Origin of the sequence: Phaeocystidibacter marisrubri (assembly GCF_008933165.1) — a bacterium.
GTDB classification, from domain to species: domain Bacteria; phylum Bacteroidota; class Bacteroidia; order Flavobacteriales; family Schleiferiaceae; genus Phaeocystidibacter; species Phaeocystidibacter marisrubri.
Genome location: NZ_WBVQ01000001.1, coordinates 402,310 through 426,905, shown reverse-complemented (window position 1 = coordinate 426,905; position 24,596 = coordinate 402,310). Strand labels below are relative to the sequence as shown.

Genomic DNA, 24,596 nt, shown 5'->3' with positions numbered 1-24,596 from the left:
TGAGACGGATTTCGGATTAATGCATCAAAGTTAGCAGACTGAAAGATGCCTTTACAGTCTTTCTCATACAGTTATTCAACGTCAATTGTTAGCAGCTATTCCATTTAGAATCGAAAGGATTGCTCATTTGTTATATCCTATGATGCACTTAAATTCGTTCCTTTGTTACAGACTCACCAAATTGACCGCAATGAGCGACTCATCGATTCTTTCTCTAAATAATGCACAGATTCATCAAGGCGAACACTTGGTGCTACACGACGTGAACATCAATATAGACAAGGGACAATTCGTCTATCTAATTGGTCAAACAGGTGCGGGGAAATCTAGCTTGCTCAAAACCTTGTATGGCGATCTCCCTTTGAAAACGGGAAGCGGCTCTATTGTGGGGATTGATCTTACACAGCTCAAGGAAAAAGAGATTCCAACACTCAGAAGAAAGATCGGTATCGTCTTCCAAGATTTTCAACTTCTCACTGATAGAAGTGTAGACGAAAACCTCAAGTTTGTTTTGAAAGCTACGGGCTGGAAGGACAAAAAGCAGATGGAGAAGCGCATTCAAGAGGTGCTGAGCAAAGTGGGTATGGCCACGAAAGGTCACAAAATGCCTCATCAGATGTCGGGCGGTGAACAACAGCGCGTTGCTATTGCGCGTGCCTTGCTCAACGATCCTGAATTGATTTTGGCCGATGAGCCCACGGGTAACTTAGACCCACGAACATCCGAGGAAATTATGATTCTACTCTCTGAAATTTGTCAGAATGGTAGAGCAATCCTCATGGCTACCCACGATTATTCCCTCATTCTCAAATTCCCTTTCAATACCTGGAAGTGTGAAGACGGAAAGGTGATTGAAACGGTTCAAAGCACCCTGTAAAAGTGATTTCTATTCTCATCCCAACGTACGATGAGGACGTTACCGCTTTGGCGACCGCGCTCTCAAAACAAGCCAAAGCCCTAGACGAGAAGGCAGAAGTTCTGATCTGCGACCAAGCTCCCAACGGTTCGCATCAATTGAGCAACCTCAAGTTGAACGCGCTGAGCAATGTGGAATATCTACTTTGGAATGAGAAATCTGGACGTTCTGCCAATAGAAATTATCTAGCCGAACGCGCTTCAAATGAATGGCTGCTATTCCTAGACAGCGATACGCAGGTGATAAGTGATGACTTTTTAAAATCTTTTGCAGATCGCAAGGAGAAAGGCCACGCGATATGCGGCAAGATGGTTTATTCTGAAGAGGATCCTGGCCCCGAAATGCGCCTGCGTTGGAAATACGGACGAGCACGTGAAATGAAATCGGCCAAGCAGAGAAATGTTCGCCCCTTCAGCTCTTTCCTATCCTATTGCTTCCTCATCCACAAGCGCGATTTTGACAAGGTAAAATTCGACGAACAGATTGTAGAATACGGACACGAAGACACCCTTTTCGGCAAGCGATTGGCTCACGAGTTTATCACGCCTATTCACACCGACATCCCACTTCTACACACTGGACTTATTCCACCATCCAACTTCTTAGACAAAGTTCGACAGTCGGTTCGCAGTTTGAATCAACTTACGGAGAGAGGGTTAGTAGATGAAGACTTCAAGCTCTACCATACGCAACAGCGCTTGGCAAAATACCGATTTGACTATTTGCTGGCTCTATTCTACCGAATCTTCCACAAAGCGATGGAAGCTCAGCTATGTGGCGCCCACCCCTCTTTGATGGTGCTAGACCTCTACAAGCTGTCCTATTTCTGCACGTTCAGAAAAGGGGTGAAAACCTCTTCCAAAACCTTGCGTTCTTGATTCCATGTGAGCTCACTTTGCGCTCGTTTTATGCCTTCCGCATACTTTTCCACTCCGGCGTTCCGCATCTCTTCAATAGCCTCTGCAATTGCACTTGGGCTGGAAGAATCTACCGTAATGCCTACGCGATATTCGTCAACAATGCGCTTCACTTCAACCACCTTAGAGGTAATAACCGGAATTCCGGTATGCAAATAGTCGAAGAGTTTATTGGGTAAGCTGAATTGATAATTGATGGAGGTTGGTTTGTCTAAGCTCAAGCCTACATTAGCAAGAGCGGTGTACCCCAACAATTCCGAATACGGAACCTTTCCAACAAACACCACTTTCTCACGAATACCGCGTTTATCCACTTCCTCTTTCAACTTTGGAACTGCATCGCCATTCCCTACAATGAGGAGTACCACATCCGACAACGACGCCACCGCTTCAAGTGCTTCCTCCATCCCTCTGTCTACATTTATTCCTGCCCCTTGATTGATGACGACAAAAGCACTCTCTGGAATGCCGATAGCCTCTCGAGTGGTTGGAACAACACGTTCGGGGCGCTTACCGATGTTGCGCACAATCGCTGGACTTTCTCCACCGTAGGCCTTCACTAAAAGTGAAGCTATGGACGCATTTACCGTGATGCGAGCCTTGGCCTTTGGATAAAACTTCTGCTCTATCCACTTCCAAGTTTTAATAACCGCCGGTCGGTCTTGAATTTCTGGAACACCCGTAAAGAACTCATGGCTGTCATATACAAATGGCACTGACTTCAGCGAAGCGCACGTTCCGATGGCGAGCAGTGTATCTGCGTCATTCGCCAGGTACATATCGTACTTGTTGAACAGCAAATGCCAAAACAGTCGAAGGTTGTAGCTCGCATAAAAAGCAGCACCTGTGCGAAAGGGAAGAACAAAGCGAATGGTTTTGTAATTGGGATTAAAAGGAACACTCGTCGGCAATTTTCTTCCGATAAAAGTGACTTCAAAACCCAAATTCTGAAGAGTGTCAATGGTACGTTGAACTCTTTGATCTGTAGAAAGGTCGTTCGTTACTGCAATGGCTATTCGCATAGAGCAAAGAACGCAAAACATCCCCAAGTTTCTTATGTCCGAGCATTCTTACGAATTCTTTTGCCTGAAAATGTGATACTTGTAATCACTATTACACCAACCAGCTCTTTGAGCACTAAGGAAGATAAGTATGCTCCTCACAAACGACCCTCTCGTGATCGGAATTAGTCTAGCGATTCTCGGTCTCTCTTTATTAGTAGGATTAACTCCTTTAGCCAAGAGGCCTAGAAAGCAGTAATCGACGTGTATCTTTGCGCCAAACTTTTGGCATGCACCCCAAGGATATACAGATTGAACAATTCACTTACGAGCTTCCAGAAGACCGTATCGCACAGCATCCTTTGGATCGCAGAGATGCTTCCAAGCTGCTGGTATTTAGAAATGGGGAGATTACCGACGAGGTATTTTCTGCCATTCCCGATAGTCTACCCGAAGATAGCTTGCTCGTATTCAATGAAACGAAGGTCATTCGCGCCCGACTCATTTCGCCGAGAGGTGAAGGAATGCGCCCCATTGAAATCTTCTGTTTAGATCCGTTGAATAAAGACATTGAGTCTTCCATGTCGGCCACAGGTGAAGTGAGCTATATCTGCCTCGTTGGCAATGCCAAGAAATGGAAAGATCAAGTTCTCACTTGGAATGATCCATCCGGTCGACCTCTTCTCCATGCTGAAAAACTGGGGAGAGACGGTGCCAATTTCCACATTCGATTCTTTTGGGAGGGCCCTTTGCATTTTGCTGCCATCCTCGAAGAACTGGGACACATTCCACTTCCTCCATACATGCATCGCTCAGAAGAACCTGAGGATGTAAATCGATACCAAACGGTTTACGCCACTCGCGACGGCTCAGTTGCGGCTCCCACTGCTGGACTTCATTTCACCAACAACGTATTGCAACGAATTGAAGAAAAGGGAATTGAATTAGGAAGAGTTATTCTTCACGTAGGCGCTGGGACATTTAAGCCTGTGAGTGCTGATAGAATGGAAGATCACGACATGCATTCGGAGGCCTTTGAAGTTTCAACCAACCTCCTTCGCTCCATCCTCCAATCTCCAAACGTTACTGCTGTTGGAACAACCTCCACCCGCACCTTGGAGTCCTTGTATTGGTTGGGATTGAAAGCGCTAAATGGAGAAGAACTTGACTTCCATCAACTCTTTGTTGACCAATGGGAGCCATACACACACACGGACTTTCCCTCCTCACAAGATGCACTGAGCGCATTGCTGAAGAACGCTACCGAAGCGGGCATTACAACCTTAAGAGGAAGAACCCAAATCATTATTGCTCCGGGCTATACATTTAGAGTCATATCGCAGCTGATCACCAATTTCCATCAACCCGGCAGCACCTTGATCCTTTTGGTAGCCGCTGCATTAGGAGATCGATGGAAAGATGTATATCAACATGCACTTACAAACGACTACAGATTCTTGAGTTATGGCGACAGTTCGCTTCTTTATCTTTCTTAGTCTACTCTCTGTTGCCAGTGCTGCTCAATCTCACAAGGCCTTTGAGCTAACCGATTCACTCCACGAAGCCAGCGGTATGGCAACAGACGGAACCTACGTCTGGTTCATTAATGACAGTGGCAATGCTCCTCTCTTGTTTGAATACAAGGGAGAGACTTATATGGGAGCTTATCCCATAGCCGCCCGAAACAGAGATTGGGAGGCTTTAACGATGGATAGAGAGGGAAACTTATTCCTCTGTGATATCGGTAATAACCGAAACGATGTTCCGCTTCGCGTCATTTACAAGATTGATAGGAACGCGTTGAATCATTCCTTTAAGACACTCTTTCCCGACACCTTTTCCGTTTACATTCCAGTAGGTTTCCCTGTGAGTGAGGCTCATCGCGATTACGATTGGGAAAGCTGTGTTTATCACTCTGGACATCTTCACACCTTTAGCAAGAATAGAAGGGAGCATTTTGATGGAGAAATAGTCCACTTTCAACTGAACCATATCTACCAAAAGAAGGATACCGCTGTTGCGAGAGACACTACCCATTGGGGAACTCTACTTCGTGAATCGTATTGGATTACCGATGCCACGCTCAGCAATGACCGAAGGCACTTATTCTTACTAACCTCCAATGCAGTACTCGCTTTTTTAGACTTCCCAGAGGACCGATTCTTTGAGGGATACCAAATGATCTTTCCCCTAGGAGACCTCTCTCAAAAAGAGGCCATTACCGCTTGGAACGACAGTACTTTACTCATAGCCGATGAAAGACACCCGCTTCTCGGTGGTGGAAATGTGTACACTTTATATGTCAAGAGGGAATTGGAGGAATACGAAGCTATGCGAAGAGCAGAAGTCCACCTCGACTCCAAGGTGATAGACTCAACGCTCACCATCCGTGTTGAGCCGATAGTTACCACGAAAGTGTATGTCACCTTGTATGCGGATAATGGAACGGTCGTGAAGCAGGTTTCACTGGGTGAAGCTCCCTCCAATGAACTATCTGAATTTGTAGTAGATGTAAACGAACTACCCGTTGGACACTATGTACTGAACGTTGCTTGTGGACGAATTCCACACGGATTCTTTCTAAAAAAGCCGTTTGTTTCTAAGACAGAAAATCAGTCGATAGACCAAGACAAGTAAATGCCATTCCCACTTGGCGCAATGGTCAGTTGAGAATCGGTTTTAACGATGGTTCTTCCGATGTACCAGCCCAGAGCGGCTCCAATAAACACATCCGAAGCCCAGTGTTTGTCATCATTCATTCTCGACAAGGCTGTGAGTCCGGCCACCGAATATAACCCCACTTGCAACCAGGGTCGGTCGGAATACGCATGTGCATACACACTAGCCACGGCAAAGGCGGTAGAAGTATGTCCGCTGGGAAAACCATCATTCTCAAAAGTCAATGCATAAGGGCCATACCAGAGATCGTCGCGCCCCGATTCGTAAGGGCGACTTCTGTGGGTAAGCTGCTTCAGCACAAATGTGGCTCCCGCGGTTAACACGTAAGCTTTAGCCGCCTGCAACGAGGTTCTTCGAAGTTTTTCATCCTTAAAAGCCCAACCTGCTCCATAGGCAATCGCGGTTGCCCCCATCGAATAGTAGCCACTTCCGAAAGGTTCAGCTATATATTTGGAGAGATTGTCTGTAGTCGGAGATCGAAAACCTTGAACGCTTTCTCGAATCGCCTCATCTTGCGTGTAAAGAGCCACACCTCCCACAAGCACACCACTCGCCACCCACCAATCTGACGTTTCCCATCGGGTCAAATTCACAACATCTATCGGTGTTTCATACCAACCTCGCCAATAGGTACTATCTGCCTGAGCAAAGGAGGTGTTTGAAAATAGCACTGTGAGAATGGGCAGTGCTAATATGAGATTGCTGAACTTCATGGAATGCTAAGGTATATCATTCTTCTACTTCTTTTCAACCTGGAATTACACGCTCAAGAGCGAAATGACCATCCATTCATTCAACTGGTTTGGTACAACGTTGAGAATGCCTTCGACACGATAGACTCCCCCATCACCCATGATGCGGAATATCTTCCTCAATCGGACAAAAAGTGGACATCCCGGAGATACTGGACCAAGCTCAATCGAATTAGTAAAGTGCTACGCAATGCCACGGGGTGGAATCCTCCCGACATCATTGCATTAGGAGAGGTCGAAAATGCAGACGTACTGTATCATATCTCTACAAGGCCAGCACTGTTAGGTGCCAACTACCGAGTCATTCACTATGAAAGTCCAGATTACCGCGGCATAGATGTCGGCATCCTCTACAATCCCAACGTTATTCAGATGTTCGTTTCGCGGGCTATCCCAATTGATTTCCCCAATCATCCCCAAAAGCGAACTCGAGATCTACTACTAGCATCGGGTACACTTGCCTCAGGCGACACCCTGCATATCATTGCCGCTCACTGGCCCTCTCGAAGAGGCGGCAAAGAACACTCAGAACCCTTCAGAATTCGTGCTGCACAAATTTGTGCCGATGTGGTAGACTCTTTGGCAAGGCACTCCCAGAATCTGAACCTTATCATTACGGGAGACTTTAACGATGGGCCACACGATGCTTCCATCGACACCTTGATCCAGGCACGACGGGTAAAACTGAACAACGCAATGAGAGAGATGCCCTCTACGTTGGGGACCCATCGATATGGAGCTGAGTGGGAGTATCTCGATCAATGGATGTATTCCGAGAATTTGCAAAACGGCCCGATTCAAGTTGATACTACGTATATCTATTACAATCCTAGTATGATAGAACCTGTTACGTCCTTACCAGGCTTCCGACCGAAGCGAAGTTGGAATGGCAATTTCTTTACGAATGGATACTCAGACCACCTGCCTATCGTTCTAATACTCAATGACAGAACGCAGGGAGAAAATAATAGTGTGCATTGAGAAAATCGCCACTATTAAGTGGATGTAAAATTTCTATCTTGCACAATTCAATGACAAACACAAATCGAATGAAACGTCTCAATTGGAAATTGATGTTCGCACTACCACTAGCTATGGCAACATTAGCTAGTTGTGATCCAGATGAGGATAACGGCGTTGATAAATCTTATCCAACCGAAAACATAACCCTGAGCAAGACACAGAACGTGTACGTTGCCGAGCTTACCGCAGTCGATTGTGGTTCATGCACTCCCACTCGTGAAATCATGGAAGTAATGAAGGCTCAAAACCCGGGTAGAATTGTTCCAATTTCACTTCATGCTGACACGCTTTATGTTGAAGCAGCTGATGCAGTAGGAGCGGCTTTGGGTATCGATCAATCCAACCCACAACTTCTCTTCTTAAACCAGGTTCAAGTGGGTGTTGGGGTGAATCCGTTCGAAGAACTGAACGCGATGATTGAAGCGAACCTTCCACCTTCCATCATTGTGGGGCATGCCACTAAAGAAGTAGACTCTGCTTGGTTGGTCTATCCAAAAGTGGAATTCTACACTGACCTACAGGGAGATTACTACATTCAGAGCTACATCTTGATGTCCAATATAGAGGCTAAGCCTTACGGTTCTATCGACTTGACACAAGCGAGTGGCGATCCCAGAATTTCAGCAGGAACCAATGGTGCACCAACAACTTGGACAGCAGACGGTGGTAAAGTTGACAGTGCTACTTTCCTCTTTGGACCTGGTGACATCTACATGCACGAAGATGTACTTCTCGCTGCAGGCGTAAATGACACCAACGTATACGGAATTCCACTAAGCACAATCAGTCCTTTGGGAGCCAAGTACTTCATAGGAGATGTTTTCGGAACAAAGTACACACCAATGGAAATTGTGATCCCGAAACCAGATTTCGATATGCCTGCTTACCTAAATGCTGACTTGAAAGTGGTCACCATTATTTGGGAAAAATTCGCAGGATCTCCAGATGTATATGCGTACATCAACGGATACTATTCGGAGTTTTGACCTTCCAATCGTCCTTATAAAAAAAGCCTCGCAGTTGCGGGGCTTTTTTTATGGGGCAGGGCATCCCTTCTACTCTTCAAACGACACATTCAAATCTCCACTTGCCATGTACTCCACCACCACGGATCGATTCTCCAAATGAGTAGCGAGATCTGACTGCTTCATATGAAGAACTGGTGCTTGAAACCAGTCCATTCGAGTTACACCATGAGCAACCAAAGTTTGGTTCTCGGGATTGATCTCAATGACACCGGAAGCTTCAATAAACTTCAAATTGAAAAAGTTATCTACTCTTCCCCCCTCCTCTAATACAATAATGCCTGAGTCGGTGTGAGACGTTACACTACCCGTCGTGGTAAATTCTACTTTGGGTTGTTCACGCTCCACTGTCACTGTTTGATCTTGTGCGTATGTGAGTCCGCCAAAAAGCACTGCGAAGGTCAATAGTATGCGTTTCATCGTCTGCGAAATTTTGAGATAGTAACGTACAGATTAACAACAAAGTACAAAAAAAGCCCCCTACAGATTGTAGAGGGCTTCATTTTAACAGTGTTGAATGCGAATTCGCATTACTTATTCATGCGACGCATGCGGCGGTTTCCTTCGCCTCCTTGCTGTTCTTCCATCGCCTTGTTCAAGCGCTGTTGGAATTTACTTTGCTTCTTCGGCTTCTCTTTATTCGCTTGGAGCTTAGCGTGAATGGCATCGTCATCAATAAAGGAACGAATGGCAAACTGCTGACCAAAGGTGATGAGGTTGGCTACCAAGTAATAGTACGACAAACCAGCTGGATAATTGTTAAAGAAGAACAACATCACAAATGGCATGAGGTAGATAATTACCTTCATTTGAGGCATTTGGCTATTTGAACCTGTAAGTTGCTGGTTCATGTACGAATACATGAAAGTAGAGATCGCCATCAAAATGGTGAACAAACTCACGTGGTCTCCATAAATTGGAATTTCAAACGGCAAGCGCAAAATTGAATCGTAGCTTGATAAATCCGAAGCCCACAAGAAGCTTTGCTGACGAAGCTCAATGGACGCTGGGAAGAATCGGAACATTGCAATCAAAATAGGCAACTGCAACAACTGAGGGATACAACCACCCAATGGATTTACACCCGCTTTGCGGTAGAGTTCCATAACCGCCTGTTGCTTCTTCATCGGATCTTGATCCTTATACTCTTCGTTGATCTCGTCAATTTCTGGCTTTAGAACTCTCATTTTAGCCATGGAACGATACGAAGTGAAAGTAAATGGCATCAACACCATCTTGATCATCAAAGCCATCAAAAGGATGATGAGGCCATAGTTCAATCCGTAGCCATTCAACCAGTCGAACACCTTCACAACTACGCCACGTGAAATCCAACCAAAGATTCCCCATCCAAAGTCGATGAGTTGATCATACTCTTGGTCGTATTCTTTGAGGATGTGGTACTTATTTGGACCTACGTAGTAATACATAGGAACCTCAAACTTCCCATTTACAGTTTGGATGTGAATGGAAGAGTTCATTTGCTTGGTGTACCCAGGAACGCTCAACATGCGTACGCCCATGGTTGCACTGTCAAATCTACCTTGAGCGGTAAGGATTTGAGAGAAGTACTGTTGAGAATTGGCGATCCAGCGTAGATTCTTGCTAGATTCAACATCATCACCAGACATAGAAAGAGATTCCATGTCTCCATCTTCAATCTCCCAGTAGGAAACACCTGTTTTCTGGTTCTCAAGATCCAGCGACTTCTCGTGTTGGAATGCCGAAACATCCCAATCTAAAGAAAGCGGCTTCGGAGAATCTACTGCACCACTCACTTTGAAGTCCACTTGATACTCATCTGGACGAAGCGACCAAGTCAAGGTTAAGGGTCCATTAGGCGTAGTCGTAGTAAGCGACAGTGATGTAGCTGTGTTCTCCACCACATCAAACCAAGCCGTTCCAGAATTCCAATCGCCCAAAGTGAAATCCATCACTTGATTCTCCTTTACCATGTAAAGAGGCATGGAGTCGTGCGTTTGGTAATCCTTTACAAGAGCTTCAACCACTTGAGCACCTCGATCAGAAATCGTAAAGCTCAATACATTGTTCTCGATAGAATACGTCTGAACTTCTCGCTCAAGTACTGCAGTAGTATCTGGCGTGCGCAAGGTATCAACGGCAATAGCTGTATCGCTTACAACAACACTTTCTTCCGTTAATACTTCGGCAGGCTGCTCTTGAGGAGTTGCGGGAGTCTCATCACTAGAATTGGTGAATGAGAAATACATGAAAATCAAACCAATCAGTACTAGACCAATGATTTGAGTTTTATCAAAGGAGGGTTTGTTCTCCATTACATTTTATTACTGATTCTTCGCATATTCTACAGCAGCGCCAACAAATCCAACAAACAATGGGTGTGGATTTGCCACTGTACTCTTGTATTCTGGGTGGAATTGAACACCAATGAACCAAGGGTGAGAATCGATTTCTACAATTTCAACTAGACCGGTTTCAGGATTGACACCACTTGGGCGTAAACCGGCATTCTTCAAATCTTCGAGGTAAGCATTGTTGAATTCAAAACGATGACGATGACGCTCTGAAATCTGCTTTCTCTTATATACTTGGAATACTTTGCTTCCCTCATCAAGGTCACATGCTTGTGCTCCTAAACGCATGGTTCCCCCCATATCGCTAACCTGCTTTTGCTCTTCCATAAGGTCGATAACAGGGTCAGGAGTATTAGGATTAACTTCTGTTGAGTTAGCCTCAGGCTTGTTCAGCACATTGCGGGCATATTCAATAACGGAAGCTTGCATTCCGAAACAAATCCCAAAGAATGGAATTTCATTCTCTCTTGCATAGCGAACTGCCTCGATCTTCCCCTCAAATCCTCGCTCCCCAAAACCTGGTGCTACAAGAACTCCATCAAGGTCTCGCAACAGTCTCGAAACGTTATCTGGCTCTAAATCCTCACTGTGAATCCAGCGAACATTTACAGTCGTTTCATTGTGTGCTCCCGCATGAACAAGAGCTTCGTAAATAGACTTGTACGAATCCTTCAACTCAACGTATTTCCCGATGAGGCCAATTTCAACCTCGTGCTTCGGGTATTTCAATTTGTAAAGGAAATCTTTCCAACGCGACAAATCAGGCTCTCCCGTAACCGGTAGCTCCAATTTGCGAAGAACAACCTCATCCAGTTTTTCCTTGCGCATCAATACTGGAACCTCATAAATCGTCTCGGCATCGAGAGATTCAATTACGGCTTCTTTCGTCACGTTGCAGAACAGGGCCAACTTGCGACGAATATCGTCTCCTAAATGATGCTCACTTCTACAAACGAGCACATCCGGTTGAACACCGCTCTCTTGAAGCAATTTCACAGAGTGCTGTGTGGGCTTGGTTTTCAATTCACCTGTAGCACCCAACATAGGCACCAAGGTCAAGTGAACCACCAAACAGTCACTTCCCAACTCCCAACGCAACTGACGAACAGTTTCGATGTAAGGCAATGCCTCAATGTCACCCACTGTACCACCAATCTCGGTGATTACAATTTCGAACTCACCCGTATTGCCTAGTTTTTTGATTCGACTTTTTATCTCATCTGTGATGTGAGGAATAACTTGAACCGTTTTGCCCAAGTAATCTCCACGACGCTCTTTGTCAATCACAGATTGATAGATACGACCTGTAGTAACGTTGTTGGCCTGGGAGGTAGGACGGTTTAGGAATCGCTCGTAGTGACCTAAGTCTAGGTCGGTCTCTGCCCCATCGTCCGTAACAAAACACTCACCGTGCTCGTAGGGATTAAGGGTTCCCGGATCAATATTGATGTAGGGATCCAACTTTTGGATGGTTACAGAATAACCTCGCGCTTGAAGCAAGGTGGCTAAGGAAGATGAAATAATTCCTTTACCCAAAGAAGATGTAACCCCTCCGGTTACGAAAATGTACTTAGTGTTGGACTGCCCCATAATCTTGCTCGCTTCAAAAAATCTCGGCAAAAATAGGGAAATGCCTTGGGACCCAAAACCTACTTTGGGTCCTTTCTGACATTAAAAACTGTAAGAGACAATTAACGTAGGCATAAACGGAAGCTGATTCACGCGTTTACGCTCTGCTGTGTCGTAATAAAAGATGTTAGCACGGTTGTAAACATTGGTTGCAGCAAATGAAGCTTCCAATGCTTGGTGATCGCCAAACTTCCATGCTTTCTTAATGGTCACGTCCATTCTGTGGTACGTTGGGAGTCGACTACTGTTGAGATCGCCATACAATGTACCAACGGATCCATTCTCCGTAGTGTACGGATAAGACACATCAGGAGCACCGTCTGGTTGAGTCCATGGCAACTGCTGATAATACCCTGCAATTGGGGTGAAAGGGAAACCTGTACCCAAGTTCCAACGGACATTTACTTCCCAACTCAAATCACTACCAAATCTGTACGTCCCTACGATGTTGGTATTGTGTCTTCTGTCAAAAACAGGATTGTACACTTGTTTACCGTCATCACGGGTAACCTTAGCATAAGAGTAAGTCGCCCAAAGACTCCACTTTCGCGTGTTGTACTTCATCAACACATCAAAGCCGTAGGCGTAACCATGCTCGGTGATATAGCTCTTGCGGTAGTAAGCATCTCTATCGCTGTACGAAGGATCATCTGGGTAAATCTTGTTTCGGTTAACGGTAGTCACCTGACGAAAATCTTTGATGTACCCTTCTAAATCTAAAGTGAGGTTATTCAATAAATCGATTTCGGTACCGAGTACATAGTGATTCGCCGTTTGCAAACGCGTATCGTCTAGTGATTCGTCGTACGAATACGGCTTCTCGTCAGGAGACGACAAGAATCCGTAGAACAAGTTAACCACATCTCTATCACTGGTAGCGGCCAAAAGGTTTTGGGAATACATTCCGGCAGCACCCTTAAATCGCAACCACTCTGTTGCATTGTACTTCATACCGATACGTGGCTCAACTCTAAACTTAGAAAGCGTACTGTAGTAGTGCATGCGCAATCCCGGCTCAATCAAGAATCGCCCCGCCTCGAGTTTGTATTGGAAGTAAGCCCCAATCTCTGACGTGTTTTGTTCCTGAGAAAGCACTCGACCTGCACTGTTGGTGTAAGCAAAGTTTGTATTGTAACCGATTACTTCGAGACCATAACGCAACTCGTCGAAGTCACGCAAGAAATACTTGAAATCGAGTCCGCCATTGAATCCTGAAATGGAACTATTACGCGGACGACCCTCATATTCATTCGATGCAATATCGTAGTTACTAAAGGCAAAATTACCTGAGATAATCACTCGTGAAGAAGGAGGAACAGCAGTGAAGTTGGCACCATAGCCATAGCTATCCCAACCAATGCTTCTATTTCCAGCAAACTGTACATTATCTGAAAAGTTGAAACCGAAAAAGTTCACTTCAGACCCCGTGCTGGTTTGATATGAAAACTTACCATAAACGTCTTCAAACTCAAAAGGAAGTCCGTTGTACTCCGTATTTACATAGGGATAGAACAACTTTGAACTTTCAGAGAGAAAAGACTTTTTGTAACTCACCAATGCCGACATCGGAGAAAAGCCGTTCGAATTTTTCTTGCCGATCGGAACTTCCAATAAGGCCTTCCCCATATAGGTGCTCGCACTTACTTTACCAGCCACTCGCTGACGGTTACCCGCTCTCGTACGAACATCCAAAACAGAACTATTTCTACTCCCATACTCGGCATTGAATCCGGCTGAATACACTTCAGCTGAGCGGAGAATATCTGTGTCAAAAACAGAGAAGAAACCAATACTGTGGAAAGGGTTGTAAAGCACCATCCCGTCCAACAAAGTAAGGTTCTGGATAGGTGCACCTCCTCGAATGTAAAGCTGACCTCCTTGATCACCTGTAGTTACAACCCCTGGCAATACCTGAAGGGCTCTCACCAAATCCGGTTCACCTCCAATAGAGAACTGCTGAATATTCTTCATGGAGAGGTTCGTCACCGCAGTAAGAACTTTCGTTTGGCGAACCTGACGTTCAGCGCTCACTTCTACTGCAGCCAACACCTCTGAAGATTCTTCCAAGTAGAATTGTACTGTATTAATTTTATTCCCACGGACGGTCACTTCGCGGGTTTCCGTTACATATCCAATATAACTCACCTCAAGCGTATAGGTTCCTGGCTCGAGCTCATTAATCTGGAAGTAACCGTCAATATCGGTTACGGCGCCTCCCGGTTTGTCAACAATCTTTACGCCAACAAAAGGAAGCGGAGCTTGTGAAGATTTCTCATAAACATTACCACGAATGGTACCTTGAGCTAGCGCTGCCACTCCGGAGAGCAACATTAAAACTGTGACTAAAAGTCTCGTTTTGGGGTAATTCATCAATACAAGTTTCTTAAGCAGAAGGCTCCAAAAATAGGAAACCATACGAGGCTAACGACAAAATAGGTCAGTAGGTTTGTCAATGAAGAATCTTAAAGAGCAATTCTCTTAAAATATCTTCATGCGAAATATCTCCTCCCCCTAGTCCTTTGGATCTTCCATCAGCTTCTCGGATATAGCCAACAATTCGCAAGCACTTGTTCATGTTGTAGCGCTTGGCGGCCTGCAAGTAGTCCTTTGCGAAGTAGGGATTTACTCGGAGTGCTCCAGCAATCTCTTGTGGGCTTTTCCCTGGGTGGGAGTGAACAATCATCACTTTGGTGAAAAAGCTAAATACCAATGAAATAGTAACCACCAGTGGATTGTCCTTAGGATTTTGTGCAAAGTAGTGCACAATCTTATTGGCCTTGAGGATATCACCTTCACCAAGGGCCTTTTGTAATTCGAAGTTGTTATAATCTTTGCTGATACCGATGTTGCGCTCAATCACATCCGCTGAAATCTCTCCACCTTTCGGCACAACGAGCATCAGTTTCTCAATTTCCTGATTCATCCGCCCCAAGTCGCTCCCCACAAACTCTGTGAGTAAGGCTACGGCCTTAGGTGAAACCTTGTAACCGCCTTCACGAATCATATTGGACACCCAATCTGCAACTTGATTATCGTACAACTTCTTGCTTTCAAAGAGTACGTGACTCTTCGCGAGTACTTTCGCCAAGGCCTTTCTCTTATCTAGCTTTTTGTACTTGTAAGCAATCACCAAAACCGTGCTGGGCTGCGGCTGCTCTGCGTAGGATTTCAAATCCTCTATGTTTCGAATGTGCTGAGCTTCTTTCACCACCACCACCTGCTTGTCCGACATCATGGGAAAGCGCTTGGCCTCTGATATGATATCTTGAGCTGAAACGTCTTTGCCGTAAAGTACACTTTGGTTGAAACCTCTTTCGGATTCGTCAAGTACTTCCTCCTCTATTCTGTCGACAATCGCGTCGATGAAATACGGTTCCTCGCCCATCAAAAAATAGATGGGGCGATAGATCTTCTTATTTAGTTCAGATTGAATTGCCTCAAAGGTCATGGGCCAAAGATAGTGGAAGGATTGACTTTTGTATCAAGATTGAAACCTCAATCGTGATGATAAGGTTCGTTTTTGAAAATCGTGAAAGCACGGTAAATCTGCTCCGTGAAAAAAAGGCGAATCATCTGATGGCTGAACGTCATGTCACTCAAGCTCAACAAGGCATTGGCCCGAGCGTAAACTTCATCTGAAAATCCGAAGGGCCCGCCGACCATAAATACAATCGTAGAAGGACCTGCATTCATCCATTTCTGCAGTTGCTCCGAAAAACCTCTACTCGAATAGCGCTTGCCATTCTCATCTAAGAGCACTAAAAAATCCGAAGGACCAATGGTTTTTAGCAACTCCTGCCCTTCCGCAATATTCTGCTCTGAAGCATTGCGGTTCTTCATCCCCTTTAAATCTGGAATCTCCTGTATAGAGTACTTCGCGTACCTCTTTAGTCGCTTTAGGTAGACTTCAATGCCCTCTTTCAGATAAGATTCAGAAGTTTTTCCCATTACGCGCAATACGATATCCATGAATTTGTCTCTTTGGAATGAAAGTTATGTACTTTGCAATGATAGCGAAAAACCCCTGTTCCAATGAAGCTAAAAGACATTCCACATCTCGAAAGACTTATAGATCAAGCGCTAAGAGAAGATGTTGGCAATGGTGATCACAGCGCTCTGTGCTGTATTCCGAAAGACCATATTGGCAAAGCTCACCTTTTGATAAAAGAAAGTGGAATTGTAGCCGGTGTTGAATTGGCTGAAATGATCCTCCATCAGGTGGATAACTCCATTGTTGTTGAACGCTTCATTGAAGACGGAACAGCAGTTTCACCAGGAGATGTAGTCTTCATCGCCGAAGGCCCCACTGTTTCCCTTTTGGAAGCCGAACGACTCTTGCTCAACTTCATGCAAAGATTGAGTGGAGTTGCCACTAAAACAAACCATTTTGTACGCCTGATCGATGGGACCAAGGCAAAGGTGCTCGACACGCGAAAAACAACTCCGGGACTTCGTTATCTCGAAAAATGGGCTGTTGTTCAGGGCGGTGGAACGAATCACCGGATGGGGTTGTTTGATATGATTATGTTGAAAGACAATCACATCGACTTTGCCGGTGGGATTCCCGAGGCGGTAAAAAGTGCCACTGACTATTTGAAGGCAAAGAATTTGAGCATTCCTATTGAAGTGGAAACGCGAAATATGGATGAAGTTCGACAAGTTTTGGCTTGTTCGGGAGTGCAACGCGTTATGCTCGACAACTTTTCTACGGAGCTCACACGAGAGGCCGTGGCTTTAATTGACGGTAGATTAGAAGTAGAGAGTTCTGGAGGAATCAATGAAAACACCATTCGTTCCTATGCAGAATGCGGAGTTGACTTTATTTCTGTAGGTGCATTAACACATAGTGTATACGGACTAGACATGAGCTTTAAAGCTATATGAGCACACTCGATCAAATAAAGGAATATGGCCTTTCCATTTGGCAGGGGATCATTCAGCAATCCAAGCGAATCATCCTTCCATTTTTTGATGGGCTAAGCCTATTTGACGTAAGTAGCTTCTTCTTTAAAGGTCTATTTGAAGGGGTGATTACAACGCGAGCAGGTTCTACTTCATGGAGCTTCTTTCTCGCGATGTTTCCGGCTATCATCTTTATCTTCAACCTCATTCCATACATTCCTATCGACGGAATGAACGAGGAAATCTTCCTCATCCTAAAAGAGGTGTTACCGCCAACTACCTACGAATTGGTAAGTAGCACCATAGAAGACATCCTCACCCATCGAAGAGCCGACCTCCTTTCCTACACCTTCATCGCAACGATTTTCTTTGCGACAAATGGAACCATGTCGCTCATATCCAACTTTAACATCTCCTTCCACCAACTGGAATCACGCGCCTTTTGGCAGCAATACCTAGTTGCTCTTGGACTAACCGTTGTATTGGGATTGTTGATTATCATTGGAGTTGCAGCCGTTCTATTCAGTACGAACTTCACCGAGTGGATGGTGGCTAAGGAATACCTCCCCGAGCGTTTCACCGACCTCATTCAAATCGGTCGTTATCTCATCTTGATGGTCGTTATGTTCCTAGCCATCTCAATGATCTTCTACTATGGACCGTCCAAAAAGAGAGAATGGCGATTGTTTTCACCTGGCGCCATCATGGCTACAGTTTTGATCATCCTTTCCTCTTTCGCCTTCTCCTTCTATGTAGACAACTTTTCCAATTACAACCGACTCTACGGTTCCATTGGTGCTTTGCTCGTAATTATGTTGTGGATCTACATCAACTCCATCGGACTCATTGTGGGATTCGAATTGAACGCAAGTATTGCGGGAGCAAAAAAGCGAAGGAACAGGCTGGATACTCTGGAATAAAAAAATCCCGACTCGATGAGTCGGGATTTTATTTTGCTTCCAAAAATGGAGGACTTACTCTACCGTAGTACTCATTTTATATCCACCACCAATCTTCATTTCCATGTTGTTGGCGCCCATATTGATTTGAGAAGTGAAGTCCATAGTTCCCTCTGACGATTGAATCCAGCCCGTAGCTTTATCAATGGTCATGGTTCCATTCATGGTTCCACTGATTTCAACTCCCGGCATACCACCTTCAGCCACTTCAGCCACACCTTCTGATGAAAGTACAACTGTCGTTTCAGTAATTTCTTTTACAGTGTAATTGGTTACCACATTCAACGGCATAACGCTTTGCATTGCTACATCCGTCACCCAAGTTGAGCCTACTTCAACGGCTTCTTCTGGGTAGGACATGTTGTTCAAGCCAAATTGAGATTGAATCTGATCACCGGTCATTTGATTCATCATCATTGCCTTAATCATTGGAGCTTGAGCAGAATCTGCATAGCCCATTTTGTCAATCATATTGTCAACGAATGATTCCATGTTCGCGATGCCTACAAGGTTTCCGCGATCGGTCAATTCCATTTCAATCTCAGAACCCACCATAGAGTGATAGGTCTTTTCTTCATTAGACAACTCATGATCCACATTATCACTATCGTAGTTCACATTCATGGTGTCCATTGACATATCCATTTGAACTCTACCGATGGTCATTTTCATCAATTGGTTCCCCTCTTCTGTGGGAGCCATTCCTTCAATACCCAAGGCGAATTCCATTTGAGTATTCATCTCCTTCACCTCATTGTTCATAAGGTTGGTGATTGCTACTTTCATGTCTAATTCCGAGGTAGTTGTTGCCTTGTAATTCTCGTTGAGATTAAGGCGAAGGGTAGTAGGTTCTTGCGAACAAGAACTCAAAAATAGCATGGCGCCTACAGCAGGAACCCATGCGAGTGCAGATCTTAGAGTCATCAATGTTGTAATTAGTTATTCTGGCATGGCGAAGATAGGGTTGAGAAGTGAAAGTCTTCAAAAACCGTATTTTTTCTTGCTCTTCCACTTTTCAATTCCCTTTTAGAACTTCTACCTTAGAGAACATCATTTAAAACTGAATATTGCACTATGAAGTATGCCCTAACACTGGTTGCAAGTTTATTTATTAGCCTCTCAGCACTTGCACAAAACCCAGACGCCATTTTAGGTGTGTGGCTCAATGAACCTGGAGATGCCAAGGTTGAAATCTACAAGCAAAATGGCAAGTATTTCGGAAAGATCATTTGGTTGAAAAACGACAAAGAAGAAGACGGTTCTTCTCCCAATAGAGATAACAACAACCCGGACGAAAGCCTTCGCAACCGACGAGTAATCGGAATTAACATCCTCAAAAATCTCGTTTGGGATGCCGACGATCAAGAGTACGACGACGGTGAAATTTACGATCCGCGTTCTGGAAGTACCTATTCACTTTATGGCTATATCCAAAACGACGGAAAGCTTTTCCTAAAGGGCTACATTGGGTTTAGCTTGATTGGTAGAAGTACCATCTGGACGCGATCTAGCAAGTAATTACCTCAACAAGGTTACATATCCTGAACGGGTAAAGGTCTCGTCGATGTACGACTTTCCCGTCAGGATATACGAATAGACACCTAGCGGAGAACCATCCGCATTCCAGTAATCGCCATTGGTTGTTGTCTCAAACACTACGTTCCCCCAGCGGTCAACAATCACCAACCGGAATTCAGCTACACCTTCAAACCTGAATTCAAATACGTCATTGAGTCCATCTCCATTAGGGGTGAACGCCGTTGGGAAATAAACGATGGGTTCACAGATTACTTCGTCTACAAAGAAATCAACATTATAGGAACCACATGGCGTTGTTCCTGTTGCTGTATAAATTCCTGGCGTAGTAACGGTTGTAGATTCCCCCACATCACCGTTAGACCACGTAATGTTATTGATGTAGAGATCGTCAATGACTCCGCGCACAGTCAAATCCACCGATTCATTCCGACACAAGTTAACCGACACATCGGGAGCATTGGTCAACCCAGTAAGCTCAAATACATAAGCGGTATCGTAATCAAAACAGCCTCCATTGAAAGCTTGCACCCAGTATGTTCCTCCACTGGTTACTGTAATGGAGGTTCCAGATTGGCCGTTGGACCAATAGGCACTGTCCATTCCAGCAGCGGCCACCGACAAGACAACACTACCTCCTGTACAGAAGGTACTGGTATCCGTAACGGAAGCAGTAATGCTCGTTGTAGTTAGGGTAAGTGAATCAGCCATAGAGCAAGAGTTCCATTCAAAGGTCACCCAATAGGTTCCCGGTTGGGAAGCCGTGATGGAATTTGCGGAACTCCCAGTGCTCCAAGTGATATTTTGAGCTGAGTTGGGTATGGATAAAGTAATGGCATCACCAATACATATCGTGGTATCATTTCCCAATGAGAAATTCTGACTTTGAGCAGATGCAACATAAATCGAATCGTAATACCAACACGAATTAGACTGCCCTGTGTAGGCATAGTACCAACCCGGCTGACTCACCGTTCGTGTTACTCCGCTCACCCCATCAGTCCAATACACAGTATCAATAGGCGGTCGATTCACATAGGGATAGACCGAAATTGAACCTATGTTCCCGCACATAAACGCCGAATCTGGCAAAGCATTCCCATCAAGGACAGTATCTCTAAAAACCTCAAAGGTGTCGGTTACGGTTTTACAATTGGTTGTAAGTGTCAGCCAATGCCTTCCTGGTCCCGGGTTCTGAATTCTCCGTGTAGTTTGTCCCGTACTCCAGAGGAAGGTTCCCCCCACCACCGGAGGTGCAGTGAGCATACTTGAATCACAGGCCGGATAAGGCCCCAACTCCAAATCGGCAAACTGGCCTGGATCGAATAGAAACTCACGATAGATATCGGAAAAGTACAGGGTTTGAGTAACGGCAGTGGTAGACCATGTTCCCATATTCGCCGGTGCCCTGGAATAGATAGAGGACATAGGAGGATTGATATACACCTGTCCAGAGATATTAGGCTGCGCCGGATTGGTAGCGATAAACCGACCAAAGTGACCAATGGTATCACACAATGAGCCAATACCTTGATCTTGATCTGGATGAGCACCAATGAAGTAAGCATGTACGCCGTCAGGCGCTCCCGTATTATTAGAAACGGTTAGTGAAACGCCACTTGGCGAAGTCATGGTAACTGTTCCGATCCCATAAAAGTAAACACTAGTATCACCCAGCGGAGCGGCTGAAATCCCTTTAGAAAATCCCGACCCCGCGGTGTACGTCAAGTCGTTATTGTTAGGAGATAAATCTGGAATAGTAGTGGATGTGCCATCCATTCTCCAATACGCTTCAAGTCCTATTTCGTTGCCTCGAAGCTTCTGACACATGAGTTGTCGGATTTCTGCAAGCGTAAGGGTGCGTGACCAAACAGACATTTCATCCAACTGACCATTCAAGTAATTGGTAGCCTGTTGATTTACCATCATCCCCACTCCCACAGTTCCTGTAGCTGGACGGTGATAAGTAGAAGGTCCTGTTCCACTCGTTGCAGTTGTTAGACTTCTTCCATTCAAATAGATTGAACCCGTGGTTGGCCCCGTCATATTCACAGCTACATGTACCCATTTCCCAATAACTCCTGGAGCTGCTGCGGTGATGGTCCTTCTACCAAAGGAGGTGAATCCATTGTTGTTTCCTGTTGAAACCGTTATCTCACCGCTTGAGTTATAAGCAATTCGTATCCCAGAATATCCACCAGAAATCACACTGGAACAAAAGATGGGGTTATTTGAACTCGAGAAGGCATTGAGCTTCATCCAAAATGAAACGGTGAAAGGATAATTCAAATTGGAAAGAGAGCTACCTGTGCTTTGAGGGTAAGACGAGGAGGTTCCTGTTCCCACCAAAGCATCTCCACTGGAAGATTGTCCAAATAGCAGCAGAGAGAAGCAAACAAAAATTGTTGTGAAAAGGGTCTTCAAGACACAGTCGTTTAGAGAGATAACGTATGTAAGATAAAAAACGATGGGTAGAATTATTCACGTTCAACGAGAATTCATCTCCCCCATTATTCTTCCAGCTTATTCGATGAGTAACAGTACTAGTTAAAAAGTTTTCCGAGGAGAGGTAGCTTCTGTAACATGACTGAAAACTCTTGAAGCGGACTAAAGAATTTCAAGTACAACAGCGTTGCTATGAGTATCACCACATCTTTAAGGATGGTTGTGGTGTAAGTAATGGGAAATGGGACTAGTGCAATCGCGAGAATTACAGCACCAAACAGCAGAAGTGGTACATGTCTCTTCTCAAAGCCGTGAATTTTAAATTTCATGTAAACGAAAACACTTCGCACCACATTACTCAAAACAAGTGTCATCGCAAGCGCGAGTGCAATTCCCACTAAACCATATTCATCGATGAGGAAATACGCCAATGCGATCTGGAACACCAAATTCCCTATTCCGAAATACAAGTTGAATTGATAAAAATCGGAATTAGAAATGATGTTGGCATTCACTCCAGAGATGTAATCAAACAGCTTACCCAAGCCCATTATGAGGATCAGAGTCTTTGCGATGTAGTAACTATCGTCCTTGAAAAAATTCAAGAGAATATCAATGTTCACCAAAATCAAACTGAGAATAAAAACACCCAGGAAGAATTGGGAAAGACTTGATTTCTTGTACACTCCTTCCACTTTATCCATTTCATGATTTCCCATCATCATGGAAACCGTGGATGTAGTGGCGTTCATCACTGCGCGACCGGGCATCTCAACCACAGAATAAATGTTCTTCGCAAAGGCAAAAATCGCCACGATCTCAAGTCCAAATGCCCCCCCAACTATAGCAGTCATAATCTGACTCTGTGCAGTAGAACTCACGTTGGTAAGACCTATCACTCTTCCAAATTTCACGAACTCACGCTTCTCTTCTTTCGCAAACACATCGGTATTCAACTCCACCTTCTCCTTGCGAAGGATATAGAACAGTAGAATACCGAAGTTTAGAACATAGACACCAATCATTACCGATAGAAAGACCGGCATACTGAAGCCATAAAAGTACTGAGATAGCAAAACCGCAGTGGAAGAAAGTCGCAGTGTGATATTATTCACCCAAAGTGGAATATGTGATTGATGACGTGCCGTTGCTATCGACTGTCCCAAATCGAACATAAACACAGCTCCAATCATAATCACAAACAAGTGGTAGTAACTCAGAAAGAGGTCACTGTCCTTTGTGAAGTTGGCAATTTCCTGTGGGAAGATGAGTAAGAGGCCAAATCCTAGAATGGCGTTCAAGGTCATTCGCTTGAACACGAACCCGAGCAAGGCTTCCGCTTTAGTGGTGAACCTAGGCAGCAAGCGGGTGATAATTCGCGTATTCCCAAATTGAATCAAGGGAACAATCATCATGGAATAGCCATAATACAGCTCAATCAATCCCCAATACTCTTTGGTATCGATAAAGATGAGTGGAAAGAGAATCCCCTTATTCACAAGGCCAATTACTTGACCCAGCTGAAGACCAATGAGGTTGAGGACACTCTGTTTTCTGATTTTACCCATGAAGTGGACGAATCAATCCCATAATTGTAAAGGCAAATAGGGAATGAGCTGTTGCAACTCCTCTCTGTCCGCCCTCTTTTCCGATTTCAACGTTGCTAACAAAGCACGCTCTGCATCGGTCATTTCAGGAAGTACATCTGAATTGAACTTCATATAAAGAGGAAGGAGTAGTTTTTGAACTCCATGAGGAATGTAACGCTGAACCTTCAATCCAAATTGGTGCAAGCCACCTGATTTTATCTTAACCGTCTTGTTGCGATGTTCAAAGTCGAAGTTGGAATAAAAATCCGAATCGATGTCTAAGAAGTTAGAAATATCAGAGAGAACGGCTTCTTTATTGCGCATCAAATCTTCAAAGAGATACACGCGTACTCGCTCATGTCCCCATTGTTCTAGCCACTTCGACAAATGCAATGAGTAGTCGGCCAAACGATGCCAATCCTCTTTTTTACAGTAATCTTCAAATGTGGTTTGCTTCCCGTTCAAACGATAGCGAATCATGCGGTAGTGAGAGAACATTTGCATGCTGGGCTCTCGAAGCAAGAAAATCATTTTGGGTTGAGTGGGAAGATTCATCAATTCCGTTCGAGCATTGTCGCAGTACAGATAATGCGCCGTTGCTTCAAACGCCTTTTGATGAGCTGAAGCTGCTTGGAAATACTTCGCATAAACAGAAACGTCGTCCTTTGAACAGTGTGGGCCGGGTCCAAAATTATTCTTGGCATCGGAGTAAAAGAAGGTCTCTTTAACGGGAGAGCCATATACCTCCGGATGCGCAGCTAGCCAGAAGTACAGCGAGCTCGTTCCACACTTTGGAGCACCTCCAATGATAAATTCAGGCAGTTTCAAAATTGACGATTCTGTAGTTATTGATGTTCTCTAAGAGTACTGCAAGAAAAGAATTATCC

The 24,596-nt window shown here is 44.7% G+C and carries 21 protein-coding genes; 9 read left to right on the top strand and 12 right to left on the bottom strand.

Going from position 1 to position 24,596, the window contains the following annotated elements:
* The first annotated feature begins 190 nt into the window (after window positions 1–190).
* Entirely contained in the window at window positions 191–877 is a 687-nt protein-coding gene (locus F8C82_RS01875) for a cell division ATP-binding protein FtsE (RefSeq protein ID WP_151691741.1), read from the top strand.
* A gap of 2 nt (window positions 878–879) precedes the next feature.
* Window positions 880–1,794 (top strand): glycosyltransferase, encoded by a 915-nt coding sequence (locus tag F8C82_RS01870; RefSeq protein ID WP_151691740.1) that lies wholly within the window; start codon window positions 880–882, stop codon window positions 1,792–1,794.
* Here the strand turns inward: F8C82_RS01870 and F8C82_RS01865 are convergent.
* A complete protein-coding gene (locus tag F8C82_RS01865) occupies window positions 1,737–2,855 on the bottom strand; it encodes a glycosyltransferase (RefSeq protein ID WP_170266119.1) in 1,119 nt (372 codons plus the stop codon). The genes F8C82_RS01870 and F8C82_RS01865 overlap by 58 nt on opposite strands.
* Before the next feature lie 269 nt (window positions 2,856–3,124).
* On the opposite strand from F8C82_RS01865, the gene F8C82_RS01860 reads away from it, so the two are divergent.
* Both F8C82_RS01860 and F8C82_RS01855 read left to right on the top strand, forming a co-directional pair.
* On the top strand, window positions 3,125–4,330 hold the full coding sequence (locus tag F8C82_RS01860; protein WP_151691738.1) for an S-adenosylmethionine:tRNA ribosyltransferase-isomerase: 1,206 nt from the start codon (window positions 3,125–3,127) through the stop codon (window positions 4,328–4,330).
* Window positions 4,299–5,471, top strand: a complete 1,173-nt coding sequence (locus F8C82_RS01855) for a hypothetical protein (protein ID WP_151691737.1) — start codon at window positions 4,299–4,301, stop codon at window positions 5,469–5,471. The genes F8C82_RS01860 and F8C82_RS01855 overlap by 32 nt, the downstream gene beginning before the upstream one ends.
* Here F8C82_RS01855 and F8C82_RS01850 read toward each other — a convergent pair.
* Window positions 5,447–6,226: a phosphatase PAP2 family protein gene (locus F8C82_RS01850; protein ID WP_151691736.1), complete on the bottom strand. Its 780-nt coding sequence runs from the start codon at window positions 6,224–6,226 to the stop codon at window positions 5,447–5,449. The genes F8C82_RS01855 and F8C82_RS01850 overlap by 25 nt on opposite strands.
* Before the next feature lie 3 nt (window positions 6,227–6,229).
* Between F8C82_RS01850 and F8C82_RS01845 the strand changes: the two genes are divergently transcribed.
* On the top strand, window positions 6,230–7,246 hold the full coding sequence (locus tag F8C82_RS01845; protein WP_151691735.1) for an endonuclease/exonuclease/phosphatase family protein: 1,017 nt from the start codon (window positions 6,230–6,232) through the stop codon (window positions 7,244–7,246).
* Window positions 7,247–7,314: 68 nt separating this feature from the next.
* Window positions 7,315–8,274, top strand: coding sequence for a hypothetical protein (locus tag F8C82_RS01840; protein WP_151691734.1), 960 nt, complete (start codon window positions 7,315–7,317; stop codon window positions 8,272–8,274).
* A gap of 69 nt (window positions 8,275–8,343) precedes the next feature.
* Here F8C82_RS01840 and F8C82_RS01835 read toward each other — a convergent pair whose 3' ends face one another.
* From F8C82_RS01835 to rlmH, 6 genes are all read right to left on the bottom strand, one after another.
* A complete protein-coding gene (locus F8C82_RS01835; RefSeq protein ID WP_151691733.1) occupies window positions 8,344–8,733 on the bottom strand; it encodes a hypothetical protein in 390 nt (129 codons plus the stop codon).
* A 110-nt stretch (window positions 8,734–8,843) separates the two neighbouring features.
* Window positions 8,844–10,610, bottom strand: coding sequence for a membrane protein insertase YidC (gene yidC / locus F8C82_RS01830; protein WP_151691732.1), 1,767 nt, complete (start codon window positions 10,608–10,610; stop codon window positions 8,844–8,846).
* Between the two features lie 9 nt (window positions 10,611–10,619).
* Window positions 10,620–12,239 carry a CTP synthase gene (locus tag F8C82_RS01825; RefSeq protein ID WP_151692900.1) on the bottom strand — a complete coding sequence of 540 codons (1,620 nt, stop codon included), beginning with the start codon at window positions 12,237–12,239 and terminating at the stop codon, window positions 10,620–10,622.
* 81 nt (window positions 12,240–12,320) lie between these two features.
* On the bottom strand, window positions 12,321–14,648 hold the full coding sequence (locus F8C82_RS01820) for a TonB-dependent receptor (protein WP_170266118.1): 2,328 nt from the start codon (window positions 14,646–14,648) through the stop codon (window positions 12,321–12,323).
* A gap of 79 nt (window positions 14,649–14,727) precedes the next feature.
* Window positions 14,728–15,726, bottom strand: coding sequence for a DNA polymerase III subunit delta (holA, locus tag F8C82_RS01815; RefSeq protein WP_151691730.1), 999 nt, complete (start codon window positions 15,724–15,726; stop codon window positions 14,728–14,730).
* Window positions 15,727–15,773: 47 nt separating this feature from the next.
* A complete protein-coding gene (gene rlmH / locus F8C82_RS01810; protein WP_151691729.1) occupies window positions 15,774–16,247 on the bottom strand; it encodes a 23S rRNA (pseudouridine(1915)-N(3))-methyltransferase RlmH in 474 nt (157 codons plus the stop codon).
* Between the two features lie 63 nt (window positions 16,248–16,310).
* Here rlmH and nadC point away from each other — a divergent pair, with 63 nt between their 5' ends.
* Together nadC and F8C82_RS01800 are read left to right on the top strand one after the other, a co-directional pair.
* A complete protein-coding gene (nadC, locus tag F8C82_RS01805) occupies window positions 16,311–17,162 on the top strand; it encodes a carboxylating nicotinate-nucleotide diphosphorylase (protein WP_151691728.1) in 852 nt (283 codons plus the stop codon).
* Entirely contained in the window at window positions 17,159–18,100 is a 942-nt protein-coding gene (locus tag F8C82_RS01800) for a YihY/virulence factor BrkB family protein (RefSeq protein WP_151691727.1), read from the top strand. The genes nadC and F8C82_RS01800 overlap by 4 nt, the downstream gene beginning before the upstream one ends.
* A gap of 54 nt (window positions 18,101–18,154) precedes the next feature.
* On the opposite strand, the gene F8C82_RS01795 is transcribed toward F8C82_RS01800, so the two are convergent.
* On the bottom strand, window positions 18,155–19,063 hold the full coding sequence (locus F8C82_RS01795) for a DUF6263 family protein (RefSeq protein ID WP_151691726.1): 909 nt from the start codon (window positions 19,061–19,063) through the stop codon (window positions 18,155–18,157).
* A gap of 150 nt (window positions 19,064–19,213) precedes the next feature.
* On the opposite strand from F8C82_RS01795, the gene F8C82_RS01790 reads away from it, so the two are divergent.
* A complete protein-coding gene (locus tag F8C82_RS01790) occupies window positions 19,214–19,657 on the top strand; it encodes a DUF2147 domain-containing protein (RefSeq protein WP_151691725.1) in 444 nt (147 codons plus the stop codon).
* On the opposite strand, the gene F8C82_RS01785 is transcribed toward F8C82_RS01790, so the two are convergent.
* The 3 genes from F8C82_RS01785 to F8C82_RS01775 form a co-directional block, all read right to left on the bottom strand.
* Window positions 19,658–22,099, bottom strand: coding sequence for a LamG-like jellyroll fold domain-containing protein (locus F8C82_RS01785; protein WP_151691724.1), 2,442 nt, complete (start codon window positions 22,097–22,099; stop codon window positions 19,658–19,660). It abuts the gene before it with no gap.
* 119 nt (window positions 22,100–22,218) lie between these two features.
* Window positions 22,219–23,688: a lipopolysaccharide biosynthesis protein gene (locus tag F8C82_RS01780; protein ID WP_151691723.1), complete on the bottom strand. Its 1,470-nt coding sequence runs from the start codon at window positions 23,686–23,688 to the stop codon at window positions 22,219–22,221.
* A 12-nt stretch (window positions 23,689–23,700) separates the two neighbouring features.
* The gene (locus tag F8C82_RS01775) at window positions 23,701–24,537 is read right to left on the bottom strand and encodes a sulfotransferase family protein (RefSeq protein WP_170266117.1); all 837 of its coding nucleotides are present in this window, start codon (window positions 24,535–24,537) and stop codon (window positions 23,701–23,703) included.
* Between the last annotated feature and the right edge of the window lie 59 nt (window positions 24,538–24,596).